Below are 13,040 nucleotides of genomic sequence, written 5' to 3'. Positions count from 1 at the left end.
TGGATCTCGCCGACCGGGTCACCGACAAGCTGCCGCTCGTCATCGCAGTCGTGCTGCTGCTGTCGGTCGCGGTCCTGCTACTCGCCTTCCGGGCACCGCTGCTCGCCCTCAAAGCGGCCGTCATGGACTTCATCTCCATCGGAGCGGCCTACGGCGTCCTGACGGCGGTGTTCACCTGGGGATGGGGTGTGACGTGGATCGGGCTCTCCGGTCCGGTACCCATTCCGAGCTTCGTGCCGCTCATGCTCTTCGCCCTGCTGTTCGGCCTGTCGATGGACTACGAGGTCTTCCTGCTGAGCGAGGTCCAGCGTCGCTGGAGTCAGACCGGGGACAACCTGCGATCGGTCCGCGAGGGCCTGCTCGGCACCGGCCGCGTGATCACCGCGGCGGCGGCGATCATGGTCGGGGTCTTCCTCGCGTTCGTGCCCAACAACGACCCGACGATCAAGATGTTCGGCGTCGGCCTGGCGGTCGCGATCGCCGCGGACGCGACCGTCGTCCGGTGCCTGCTCGTCCCGGCCACGATGACGATGCTCGGCGACCTCAACTGGTGGACGCCGGGCCGCAAGCGGATGCGCACCAAGATCACCGCGAGCGCCGGCGACTGAGGTAGACGGTGGCGGTGAAGATGACACCGGCGATGGCCATGCCGGCGATACCGTCGACGACGTAGTGGTGGTCGAGGTAGACCGAGGCCAGCAGGACGAGCCCGAAGAAGGACCAGGCGACGACACGTTCCAGGGCAAACCCCTCAGGCCGTGATGCACCCGGTGCAACATTGCCGGAACTCGGTGCGGCGGCCGCGGAGATCGCCGGTGCGCGAGTCCAACTGATGGACAACGCCAGCCGCGTCTTCGACCAGCTCGCCGCCGGTGCCGAAAGATCGTTCGAGCACCGGGCGGTCGGCCGGCGTGACCAGGTACGGGCCGCCTGGCGAGCGGTCGCGGCGGTCGACAGGATCTTCACGCGCTCGGGCGGGTCGGCATTGCGGCGAGACCAACCGCTGCAACGGTTCTGGCGCGATGCGCACGCCAGCCTGGACCAAGGGCACACCAGCGGCCCCGCGTATCACGCGGCCACCCTTACCGAAATAGGCGTCGATCCCAAAGGCGCGCTCCGGCCGACACTGTGACGGCAGTGCATCACCTGGGCAAATGGTCGGGATCCGGTCACCGGCGAAGCGAATTTCACCGCCGAGTGCGGTTGCCGCAGGACGGCGGCCAGCGTGGCCTCCGACACCAAAGGAAGTACGCCATTCCGGTATCGCCGTACGTGGATCCAGCGGACGATGCCGAGATTGCCCTCGATCACCTCGGCGCGGTTGCCCAGGCAGATCGGTACGCGATCAGCGTGCGCTGGGCCGGCCGGCAAAACGCGCGGTGCGGGTGGGCAACTCGTCGTAGGTCACCGGCAGGCGGGAATCCGCGAACGCGAGATTGCCGGAAACACAGCGGAACGCGGTCGTGACAGAGCAGCAGGTCGGATCAGCTCAGCGCGCACGATTTCACCCATACCCTTCCGAGTGGTCAGGACCGCACGAACTCGACCAGTGAGTTCGTCAACGTCGAGGAGGTGATCGACTTCAAGTTGAGCCCATGTGCCGCGCCCATCGCGCTCAGTTCGGCGGCCGAACGGGCCCGGCCGCCACCCAGCATCAGCAGCACGTCGAGCGACGTGGACGCGCCGCGGTCGGAATGGTCGAGCAGGGGCTGCAGGACCAGCACACACCCCGACTCGCCGAGCGCGTTGGCACAGCGACCGAGGATCTGGTCGGCGTGCTCGTCGTCCCAGTCCAGCAGCACCTCCGACAGCAGACAGACGTCCGCACCGGTCGGCAGCGGGTCGAAGAAGCTCTGCGCGACGGCATTTCCGCGATCGCTTTGGCCGGCTTCGGCGAACCGGCGGACCGCACTGGCCGCCGGCCCCGGGCGGTCCACGACCGTGACCCGCAGGTGCGGGTGCACTTCCATCAACACGCTGGCCCACAGGCCGTTGCCGCCGCCGACGTCGAGTACATGCTCGACGTCGGACCAGGCGAAGGTCTCGGCCACCGCGTTCGCTGTTGGCGTCGTCAGGCCGGCCATCTGCTCGTCGAACGCCGCCGACCGTGCGCTGTCTGCTTCCATTTCCTCCCACCAGTCGGTCAACGGCCTGCCCGAGCGCACGACCTCGAGCAGGCGCGCAGCGTTGACGTGCTTGCCACCTATGTACGTCTCGATGTCCAACAGGGAACGTGCACCGCCCGGCCCGTCGTCCACCAGGCGTTCGCCAAGGCGCGCCAACGCGTACTTGGCGGGCTCCGGCTCCGCGAACACTTCGATCGTGGTCAGGTGAGCCATCAGGCGGCACAGCGTTTTGGCGTCGGCACCAGTGTGGTGCGCCAACGAATCCAGGTCCATCGTGCCCGCGGCGAGATGGTCGGCGATCCGGAGGGTTGCGGCGACCCTGATCGACATCGGGGTCACGAGGTCGGCCATGCGCCAAAGTTGAGCGCCCGCGGTGTCATCGAACATCGGGGGACCTTTCTGAAAGACCAGCGGACTGGTGTGGACGAGAGATCATCAGGTAGCGGGCAGTTCGCACACACCGCCTTGGTCCAGAGATACCACGGGCTGCCGACGCTGAGGCGGGTCGTGCGCTACCCGGTGAACACTTAGGGGGTCGAGGGGGGGTGGGGTCGGTGGGAGCCTGTTCGGCCTCCATCTCAAGCGCAGTTACGCACAGCAAACGAAGTCCGGACCTACACTCGGACCTCCTTCCTGCGCTCGCGGCGCACGATCTTGGTGCGGTGGACGAACAGGGCCTCGGAGCAGATGGTGAGGTCGATGAGCAGATCCTCGGGCAGGGACTTCGAGCCGGCAAAGACAAACCCCGCAGGGCGATCCGCAAGGACCGACCGCGGGAGCAGCGAGCATCTCGTACACGCCGCGCACAGCGTTGACGTGCTCTTCGGTCAGAAGCAGGGCCGGCCGATGGCCGTCGTGGGCTGCGCGTCGCCGGACAACGCCCCGAAACCCTGGTTTCCCTGGCCGTCTCGCCCTCGGCGGCTACCAGCCGTCGCTGCCCGGCCGGTGATCACCGCGGCTGGTCACGAGGGTTCTTGCGGGGTCCTGCCGGCCGGCCGCCGAGCACAGACTCCAGCACCGTCTGGTATTCGGCCGGCCGCGTTAGCGCGCGCACGGTCTCCACGCCGTCGACGACCTCGAGGTACCGCTTCCCGGCCAGCATCCGGTGCCCGTTTTCGGTGGCCCGGCAACAGATGTTCGTTCCTCTGAAAACCGTCTCGCTGAACGAGTCCGAGAGGAGGCTCGAAAAGCCGTCCCAGTGTTGGACATCCCGGTCCTGGAAGGCGAACCGGTAGATATCGCGCCAGGTTCCGTTTCGCGCCTTTCGGCGCAGTACCCGGTGGGTGCCCGCGGCCAGCCGGAAAGAGCAACCGTACTGCTTCTGCACGTCTTCGACGAGGCGTAGAGGTTCGAGGAACGATGGCCCGGAATACCCGACATCGGCAAGGAAGTTCTCCCCATCCAGCCGGACCCCGGTGAACAGGTGCAAGCGATCGGGGCTGAAGGTGGTGCCAGTGCTGATACTCGCCGAGATCCGCGATACCTCGAAGCCGAGTTCGGCGAGCAGGGCGCGGAACAGGCCGTTGAGCGGGAAGCAGTAGGCACCCTGACCGCCGACGACGACCTCCTCGAAGCACTGGTCGAGGTCGATGCGGGCGAGGTTGTCCGGGAGGGGACGCGTGCTGAGATCGCTCCCGGTGTCATAGGGGATCGCCATCAAATGGCGCTTGTGCAGCTCACGCAGAACCGCCTCGGTAGGCTCCACCGGACCCGCGTAGCCGAGTCGGTGCAGGTACTTTTCGACGTCGAACATCGCGGGTCACTCTCCGGTTTCGTTCTCGGTCCCAGGCGGGCTGAGTTCCGTCCGCAGGAACTCCGCCACGTCACCCGGGGTGGGCAGATCGAAGATCAGGGTCGGTGGGAGGGCGATCCCGGTCGCCGCGGCCAGCCGGGTCCGCAGCTCCATCGCGGTCAGCGAATCGAATCCGACGTCCCAGAACGCCTGATCCTCGTCGATTTCGGCCAGCGACGAGTGGCCCAGCACCCCGGCGGCTTCGGTACGGACCAGGTCTACGAGCGCGGCCGACTGTTCCGTGGCCGACCTCCCGCGAAGCCGGTCGGGCCAGGACGCGACCGCGGTCGCCGGCCGGGTCACCGCCCCGACGAGGTCGTGCAGCAGCGGATGGATCGAGCCATCCCCTGGCCGCTCACGCAGCCCGGACAGGTCCAGCGCCACCGCGAGCGCCGTGGCCCGGCCGGTGCCGCCCGCGGCGTCGAACAGGCTCAACGCGTCCTCCGCTTCGAGCGCGAGCATGCCCCGGTCACGGACGCGCCGCAGATCGTCGTCGGTGAGATGGGCGGTGATGCCGCTGGCCGGTGCCCACATCCCCCAGGCCACCGACAGTGCGGGCAGCCCTTCGGCCCGGCGCAGGTGTGCCAGGCCGTCCAAGAACGCGTTCGCTGCCGAGTAATTCCCCTGCCCTGGGCCGCCGAACAGGCCGGAGGCCGAGGAGAACAGGACGAACGCGGCCAGGTCCTCCTCCCGCGTGAGGTCGTGCAGGTGACACGCGGCATCGACCTTCGGCCGGAACACCGTGTCCACCCGCTCCGGCGTCAACGCCTCGATCACGCCATCGTCGAGCACCCCCGCCGTATGCACAACGGCAGTCAACGGATGAGCGGGCCTGATCTCCGCCAGCGCCACGGCCAGCTCCTGCCGGTCCGCGACGTCGCAGGCCTTGATCGTGACCGTGGCACCGAGGGCGGCCAGATCCGTTTCGAGCTCGGCGGCGCCGAGGGCTTCCCGGCCACGCCGGGAGAGCAGAAGCACGTGCCGGACTCCGTACCCGGCCACGACATGCCGGGCCACCAGCCCGCCCAGCGTTCCCGTACCGCCGGTGATCAGGACGGTGCCTTCGGGGTTCCAGGGCTTCGTGGCAGCGGAAACCGAAGTCGTCAGCCGGTTCAGCCGGGGCGCCATGGCCTCTCCCCCACGGATCGCCCACTGCGTCCGGTCACCGGCGAGCACCTGGGCGAGCGTCGCCAGGGACACGTCTTCGCCGTCGTGGTCGACCAGCACGATCCGGCCGGGCTGTTCGGACTGTGCCGACCGCAGCAACCCCCACACCGCGGCGGCGGCGGGATCGGTCGGCCCATCGCCGGGCGCGACGGCGACCGCGCCCCGGGTCAGGACGACGAGGCGGGACGAGGACCACCGTGGTCCGGCCAGAAACTCCTGGACCAGCTCCAGCATGCTGCCGGTCAGCGCTCTCGCCGCCCCAGCCGGTCCACCATCCACAGTGGACCCGCTGGGTACCGCAACGACGATCAGCTCCGGCGCCGGATCGCCGGGCAGTTCGGCGAGACCGGCCACCACGCGCGCGCCCCCGGGAATCGCCACCGGATCGCCTACCACCGCGACGGATCCGGGCCACGCTTCGTCCGCAATGGACACCCCGGCCCAGGAGAGCTCGTAAAGCGAGCCGCGTGGCGCGGCGGGCGCGATGCCGGGCAGCACGGCGGAAAGCGGCCGCACGACCAGCGAGTCGATCGACATCACGGGGGCGCCCTGGTCGTCGGCGATCGCCACCGCCACCCGGTCTGGGCCGGCCGGGGTGATCCGCACCCGCAGGCGCGACGCACCCTGCGCCTGCCGGGTGACCCCGATCCAGGCGAACGGCAGACCGATCCTTACGGACAGGTTCAGGAGCGCGAAGGCATGGAGTGCGGCATCCAGTACCGCCGGATGCAAGCCATATCGTGCCGCGTCGCCTATTTCCGGCGGAGCGACGACTTCCGCGAAGATCTCTTCACCGCGGGTCCAGGCCGCCCGCAGGCCGCGGAATGCCGGTCCGAAGGTGAACGAACCGGTGCCGTCGCGATAGAAGGCGTCGACATCCAGAGGGGTGGCATCCTCTGGTGGCCACGGTCGCCCATCGAACGTCGGCCGGCTCGCAGCCGAGCCGAGATAGCCGTTCGCGTGCCGCGTCCACGGAGTTCCGTCGTTCGCCCGGCCGTAGACGGTGACTTCCCGGCGACCGGTGTCATCGCGCTCACCGGCCACCAGTTGGACCTGTGCCTCACCCCCGGCAGGCAGGACGACCGGCGCCTCGATGATCAGCTCGGCGAGCACGCCGCAGCCCAGCTCCTCGCCCGCGCGCAGTGCGAGCTCGACCAGCGTCACGCCCGGCACCACGACGGAACCGGCCACGACGTGATCAGCGAGCCAGGGCTGCCGTGCCACCGACAACCGGGACACGAACACCTGTCCGGCCACGCCGGCGACGTCCATTACCGCGTTCAGCAGCGGATGATCGGCCAGGCGCACGCCGGCCGGAACGTCTCCGACCAGCTTCGCGGTGGCCTCGAACCAGCAACGCTCACGCTGGAACGCATACGTCGGCACGTCCACGCACCGCGCGCCGGTCCCCGCGAACAGCTCCGCCCCATTGAGCTCGGCACCCCGGACCTGCAGCTGCGCGACGGCGGTCAGCAGGGCCGTTTCCTCAGGTTTTCCCTTATGCAACAAGGGAACCGCCACTACATCGTCGGCGCCCTCCGGTGCCGCGGCGCACTCGGGGACCAACGCGGTCAGCACGCCGTCCGGACCGACCTCGACGAAGGAGGCCACGCCTTCGGCCCGCAACGCGCCGATCCCGGCGCTGAACCGGACCGGCCGTCGTACGTGCTCCACCCAGTACTCCGGATCGCACAGCATATCGGCGTCGGCGAGTTCGCCGGTGACCGTGGACACGAACGGGATCCGCGGCCGCTGAAAGGTCAGACCGCCGACCACGCGGCGGAACTCGTCGATCATGCCGTCCATCCGTGGCGAATGGAACGCGTGGCGGACCGGCAGCCGCTTGATCCGGCGGCCCCAGCTCGCGCACTGCTCGCTCACCGCGGTGACCGCATCCTCGTCGCCCGACAGCACGACCCAGGCCGGACCATTGATCGCGGCGATGCTCACCCGGTCGGTGAGCAGCGGCGTGACCTCTTCCTCCGTGGCCGCGACCGCCACCATCACGCCACCGGGCGGCAGGGCCTGCATCAGCCGCCCGCGCGCGGCGACCAGAGTCGCCGCCTCCGCCAGGGAAAGCACCCCGGCGAGGTGTGCGGCGGCGATCTCGCCGGCCGAGTGTCCCAGCAGGAACGCCGGCCGCACGCCCCAGGAGGTGACCAGCCGGAACAACGCCACCTCGAGCGCGAACAGGGCCGGCTGGGCGAATTCCGTACGGTCCAGCAGCTCCGTGGTCAGTGCGTCCGCGAGCGGGTGTGCCAGCAGGGGGTCGAGGTGCTTGGTCACCTCGTCGTACGCCTCGGCGAACACGCCGAACACGGCGTGGAGCTCGCGGCCCACACCGGCCCGCCGCGCGCCCTGGCCGGTGAACAGGAACGCCGTCGGGCTTTCGTCCGCCACGCCCCGCAGCACTCCCGCGGCCCGTTGGTCACGGGCCAGCGCGCCCAACCCGGCCAGGGCCGCGTCGCGATCGCCGGCCAGCACGGCGGCCCGGTGCGGGAAGCTGGTCCGGGCCGTCGCCAGCGTGAACCCGACATCGGCCAGGCTCACCTCCGGCGCTCTCTCCACATAGGACAGCAAGCGCGCCGCCTGGGCGCGAACGGCGGCTTCGCTCTTCCCGGACACCAGCAGGGGCACCGTCTTCGGCCGACGCGACGCGGGTGGGCCACCCGGATCGTCCGGCTCCGGAGCCTCCTCCAGGATGACGTGTGCGTTGGTCCCGCTCGCCCCGAACGACGACACACCGGCCCGCCGCGGCCGGTCTCCCCGCGGCCAGCTCCTGGAATCCCGCAGGAGCTCCACCGAACCCGCGGACCAGTCCACTTCCGGCGTGGGCACGTCGACGTGCAGGGTTTCCGGCAGCAGCTCGTGCCGCAGTGCCTGCACCGTCTTGATCAGCCCGGCGACCCCCGCGGCGGCCTGGGTGTGCCCGATGTTCGACTTCAGCGAACCGAGCCACAGAGGCCGGTCCGCCGGCCGGTCCCGCCCGTAGGTCGCCAGCAGGGCCTGCGCCTCGATCGGGTCACCCAGCCGGGTCCCGGTCCCGTGCGCCTCGACCACGTCCACGTCGGTCGCGGCCAGCCGTGCGTTCGCGAGCGCCGCCTGGATGACCCGCTGCTGCGCCGGGCCGTTCGGTGCCGTCAACCCGTTCGACGCCCCGTCCTGGTTCACCGCGGATCCCCGCAGCACGGCGAGGACCCGGTGGCCGTCGCGGCGGGCGGCCGAGAGCCGCTCCAGCAGGACCAGGCCCACCCCTTCGCTGAAGCCGGTCCCGTCGGCGGCTCCGGCGAACGCCTTGCACCGGCCGTCCGCCGCCAGGCCGCGCTGCCGGGAGAACTCGATCAGCAGGCTCGGGGTGGCCATCACGGTGACACCGCCGGCCAGTGCCATCGAGCACTCGCCCAGGCGCAGCGCCTGCGCCGCCAGGTGAATCGCCACCAGCGACGACGAACATGCGGTGTCAACGGTCACCGCGGGTCCGGCCAGACCCAGCGTGAACGCGATCCGGCCGGACGCGACGCTGCCCGCGGTTCCGTTGCCCAGACAACCTTCCAGTTCGGCGGGTGCCGGCTGGAACCGGAGGCCGTAGTCGTCGTTGCTCACCCCGGCGTACACGCCGACCCGGTGCCCTCGCAACGACGCCGGGTCGAGTCCGGCTCGCTCGACGGTCTCCCACGCGGTTTCCAGCAGCAACCGCTGGTTCGGGTCCATCGCCACCGCCTCGCGTGGGGAGATCCCGAAGAACCGGGCGTCGAACTCGGTGGCATCCCGGAGAAATCCCCCCGCGGTCGTATGGGTCCTACCCGGGGTGTCCGGGTCCGGGTCGTAGAGTCCGGCGAGGTCCCAGCCCCGGTCGTCCGGGAAGTCCGACATCGCGTCCTGCGCACCGGCCACCAGCTGCCACAGGTCGCCGGGCGAGGCCACCCCGCCGGGAAACCGGCAGCCCATACCGATGATCGCGATCGGTTCGGTCAGCTGGGCTTCGAGCTGCTGTATCCGGTTGTTCGCCTGCTGGGCCTCGCCGAGCGCTCGTTTGAGGTAGGTCCGCAGTTTTTCCTCATTCGCCATGGATTTCAGCCCCCGAAAAGAGTCCGTTGTCGACGAGGTCGAAGAGTTCGTCATCGGTCGCCGTCTCGACGTCGACGACGCCGGTGCCCGGGCCGGCGGCTCGAACCAGCAGCTCGCGCAGTCGTGCGGTGATCACATCGGGCGGGACCGCCGGGTCGGCCGGGCCGGACAGCAGTTCGTCGAGCCGGTCCAGGGCACCGAGCAGCCCGGACGGTGCCGGGCGCGGTTCGAGCGAACTTCTCAGTTGCCCGGCGAGCGCCTCCGGCGTCGGGTAGTCGAAGATCAGTGTCGCCGGAAGCCGCACCCCGACGGCGGCGCTGAGGCGGTTCCGCAGCTCCACGGCGGTCAGCGAGTCGAACCCGAGTTCGTTGAACGTCCGGTCCGGAGGAAGCCCGCCGACGCCGGTGTGCCCGAGCACTGCGGCGGCTTCGGTCCGGACCAGGTCGTGGATGGCCTGCTCCTGCTTCTCGGACGGTAGCCCGGCGAGCCGCTGTGCCCACGATTCCGCGGTGGCCGGGCCCGCGTGCGCCTTCGGGCGGGGGGCGGGCCCGGCCAGCTCGCGCAGTATCGGTTGAACCGGTCCGGGCAGGGCGTGCAAGGCCACGCTGTCCATCCGCATCGCGATACAGGCCGCCGTGCCCGAGCGCACGGCGGCGTCCAGCAGCGTGAGCCCGTGGCCGGTGGACAGCGGTCGCATCCCGCCGCTGGCGATCCGGCGGTGGTCGGCCTCGGTGAGATGGCCGGTCATCCCGGTCGCCCGCGCCCACAGCCCCCAGCCGATCGACACCGCCGGGAGCCCCTCGGCCCGCCGCCGGTGCGCCAGACCGTCCAGGTACGCGTTCGCTGCCGAGTAATTCCCCTGCCCTGGGCCGCCGAACAGGCCGGAGGCCGAGGAGAACAGGACGAACGCGGCGAGATCGAGGTCCTTGGTCAGCTCGTGCAGGTGCTCGGCGCCGACCGCTTTCGCCCGGAAGACGTTGTCCATCCGCCGCGGGGTCAACTCCTCGACCATCCCGTCGTCCAACACACCCGCCGCATGCACCACGACCGTCAGCGGGTGCTCCGCGGACATCCGTGCCAGTACCCCGCGCAGTGCGTCCCGGTCGGCGACGTCGCAGGCCTCGAAGGCGACCCTGGCACCCGCGCCGGTCAGCTCCGCCGCCAGCTCGGCGGCGCCCTCGGCGTCGGCGCCCCGGCGGGAAACCAGGACCACATGCCCGACGCCGTGCGCGGCGACCAGATGCCGGGCGACGAGCCCACCCAGTGTCCCGGTACCGCCGGTGACCAGCGCCGTGCCCCCGCGCACGGGCGCGTGGTCCACGGTCAGGACGACCTTGCCGACGTGCCGGGCCTGGCTGACGAACCGGAACGCCTCGGGCGCGTCCCGCACGTCCCAGGCACGCACCGGCGGCGGCCGCAGCACTTTCCGCTCGAACAGGTCGAGCAGCTCCAGCAGTATCCGCTGGATCCGCTCCATACCTGCCTCCATCAGATCGAACGCGCGATAGGACACACCCACGGGGCAATCGCTGTCGTCGCGGACATCGATCTTGCCCATCTCCAGGAAACGGCCACCGCGTGGCAGCAAGTCGAGCGAAGCGTCGACAAACTCACCCACCAGGGAGTTCAGCACGACGTCCACCCCACATTGACCGGTCCGGGCAAGGATGTCGTCCCGGAACGCCGGGCTCCGCGAGTCGAAGATCCGGTCATCCGCAAGGCCCAGGGAACGCAGCACGGGCCACTTCGCCGTGCTCGCGGTGGCAAACACGTCGGCGCCCCGGTGCCGGGCGAGCTGGACCGCGGCCATGCCCACTCCGCCCGCGGCCGCGTGCACCAACACCGCCTCGCCCGCGGCCACGCCGCCGAGGTCGGCCAAGGCGTAATACGCCGTCAGGAACGCCACGGGCACTGACGCGGCCGTCGCGAACGACCAGCCGGCAGGGATCGGCGCGACCAGCCGGTGGTCCGCGATGGCAACCGGGCCGAACGACGCCGGGACCAGGCCCAGCACGCGGTCCCCGACCGCGATGCCGGTCACGTCTGGACCGACCTCGAGCACCACGCCGGCCGCCTCCTTGCCGATGCCGTCCTTGGCCGGCACCATGCCCAGTGCCACCAGCACGTCCCGGAAGTTCAGGCCCGCGGCCCGCACGCTGATCCGGACCTGCCCGGGAGCAAGCGGCCCCGCGGCAGCCGGACTGTCCACAAGGGACATATTGTCGAGTGTGTCGCCACCGGCCGCCAGGTGCCAGAACCCCTCTGGCGGAACCAGACGGCCTGTCACCGGCCGCCGCGCCAACCGCGGTACCACCGCCGTGCCGGCACGGATCGCGACCTGCGGTTCACCCGAGGCCAGTACCCCGCCCAGGACATCGCTTTCGTGCTCGGTGGTGTCCACCACGACGATCCGGTCCGGATGTTCGAGCTGGGCCGAACGCACCAGTCCCCAGACGGCCGCTTCGGCTGGATCCACCCGCACCCCGCCGACCTCGACCGCGTCGCGGGTCAGCACCAGCAGGCGCGTGGCATCGGGTCCGGCCAGGCACTGCCGCAACGACGCGAGCACCCGATACGCGGGAGCACCGGCCGGCGACTCGGGGGCGGCCACGGCCTCGACACCCCCGGCACGGAGCGCCCGAACGGCGTCCGTCGCCCCGCTGCCGAGCACGGTCCACCCGCCCGTGATCGGCGCGGCCGGCACGCCGATCTCACGCCATTCGACGTGGTACAGCGCATCGTCGCCGGTACCCGGCGTGGACTTCAGCTGCGCGGCGGAGATCTCCCGCATCACCAGTCCGTCGACAGAAGCCACCAACCGGCCCGCGGGATCGGCCAGCTTCACGGTGACACCGTCTGATCCCGCGGGAGAGATTCGCACCCGCAGCGCCGAGGCACCGGTGGCGTGGAGTTCGATGCCGGTCCACGCGAACGGGAGCAGGCTCCGTTTGGCCGGCTGGGCGGCGCCGCCCGCCAGTTCGCGGACCGCGGTGGTGTGCAGGGCCGCGTCGAGCAACGCCGGGTGCAGACCGAACTGGGAGGCATCGTTGACTCCCTCGGGCAGCGCGACCTCCGCGAACAGTTCGTCCCCGCGCGACCAAGCCGCCCGCAGCCCCTGGAAGACCGGGCCGTAACTGATGCCGGTCTCGGCCAGCCAGGGGTAGAAACCGTCCAACGCCAAGGGGGCGGCACCCGGCGGCGGCCAGGCACCGAACTCGGGATCCGGTCGCGGATCTCGTGGCGCCACGACCCCGCGCGCGTACCGCGTCCAGGTTTCCGCCCTGCCGGACCGCGCGTGGATCGCCAGCGAGCGGCGGCCGGCTTCGTCCGGCTCCCCCACCACCACCTGCACCCGCATGCCGCCACGCCCGGCCAGCTGCATGGGTGCCTCGATGACCAGCTCGTCCACCCGTTCGCAGCCGACCTGGTCGGCGGCCTTGAGCGCGAGTTCGACCAGCGCGGCGCCCGGAACCACCACCGAGCCCAGTACGACGTGGTCGGCGAGCCACGGGTGGGTGCGCGGGGAAAGCACGCTCGTGCAGACCAGGCTGCCCGGCTCGGCGAGGTCGAGGACCGCACCGAGCAGCGGAGAGTCACCTTGGTCCAGCCCGGCCGCCGTGACGTCGGCCGCGGCCCGTGAGGGCACCCAGTATCGCTGGTGTTGGAAGGGGTAGGTGGGTAGGTCGATCCGGCGGGCGCCGGTGTCGGTGAAGCACGTGGACCAGTCGATGTCGATACCGCGGACGTGGAGTTCACCGGCGGAGAGCAGGAAACGATCAAGATCACCATCGTCGCGGCGCAGGGACCCCACCACAACGGTCCCGCCGACCGGTTCAACGGACTCTTCGATCGCCGCCGTGAGTACCGGATGGGGACTCACCTCAACA

7 protein-coding genes are annotated in these 13,040 nt (G+C 70.5%); 2 read left to right on the top strand and 5 right to left on the bottom strand.

Annotation, left to right across the window (positions count from 1 at the left end; all coding sequences use genetic code 11):
- On the top strand, positions 1-608 hold a 608-nt coding region (locus VJT49_RS29630), incomplete at its 5' end, for an MMPL family transporter (RefSeq protein WP_324168259.1).
- On the opposite strand, the gene VJT49_RS29625 is transcribed toward VJT49_RS29630, so the two are convergent.
- Positions 586-840: a phosphatase PAP2 family protein gene (locus VJT49_RS29625; protein WP_324168260.1), complete on the bottom strand. Its 255-nt coding sequence runs from the start codon at positions 838-840 to the stop codon at positions 586-588. The genes VJT49_RS29630 and VJT49_RS29625 overlap by 23 nt on opposite strands.
- Between VJT49_RS29625 and VJT49_RS29620 the strand changes: the two genes are divergently transcribed.
- Entirely contained in the window at positions 779-1,132 is a 354-nt protein-coding gene (locus tag VJT49_RS29620) for a hypothetical protein (RefSeq protein WP_324168258.1), read from the top strand. The genes VJT49_RS29625 and VJT49_RS29620 overlap by 62 nt on opposite strands.
- Before the next feature lie 394 nt (positions 1,133-1,526).
- Here the strand turns inward: VJT49_RS29620 and VJT49_RS29615 are convergent, their stop codons facing one another.
- The 4 genes from VJT49_RS29615 to VJT49_RS29600 form a co-directional block, all read right to left on the bottom strand.
- The gene (locus VJT49_RS29615) at positions 1,527-2,513 is read right to left on the bottom strand and encodes a methyltransferase (protein ID WP_422652941.1); all 987 of its coding nucleotides are present in this window, start codon (positions 2,511-2,513) and stop codon (positions 1,527-1,529) included.
- Positions 2,514-3,075: 562 nt separating this feature from the next.
- The gene (locus tag VJT49_RS29610; protein ID WP_324168256.1) at positions 3,076-3,879 is read right to left on the bottom strand and encodes an arylamine N-acetyltransferase family protein; all 804 of its coding nucleotides are present in this window, start codon (positions 3,877-3,879) and stop codon (positions 3,076-3,078) included.
- A gap of 6 nt (positions 3,880-3,885) precedes the next feature.
- Positions 3,886-9,153 carry a type I polyketide synthase gene (locus VJT49_RS29605; RefSeq protein WP_324168255.1) on the bottom strand — a complete coding sequence of 1,756 codons (5,268 nt, stop codon included), beginning with the start codon at positions 9,151-9,153 and terminating at the stop codon, positions 3,886-3,888.
- The coding region (locus VJT49_RS29600) for an SDR family NAD(P)-dependent oxidoreductase (protein ID WP_324168254.1) at positions 9,143-13,040 on the bottom strand (3,898 nt) is incomplete at its 5' end. The genes VJT49_RS29600 and VJT49_RS29605, both read right to left, overlap by 11 nt.

Source organism: Amycolatopsis sp. (genome assembly GCF_035276945.1).
In the GTDB taxonomy this organism is placed as follows: Bacteria; Actinomycetota; Actinomycetes; order Mycobacteriales; family Pseudonocardiaceae; genus Amycolatopsis_E.
The sequence above is the reverse complement of the archived record's forward strand: the minus strand, read 5'-3'. Positions and strand labels throughout refer to the sequence as shown.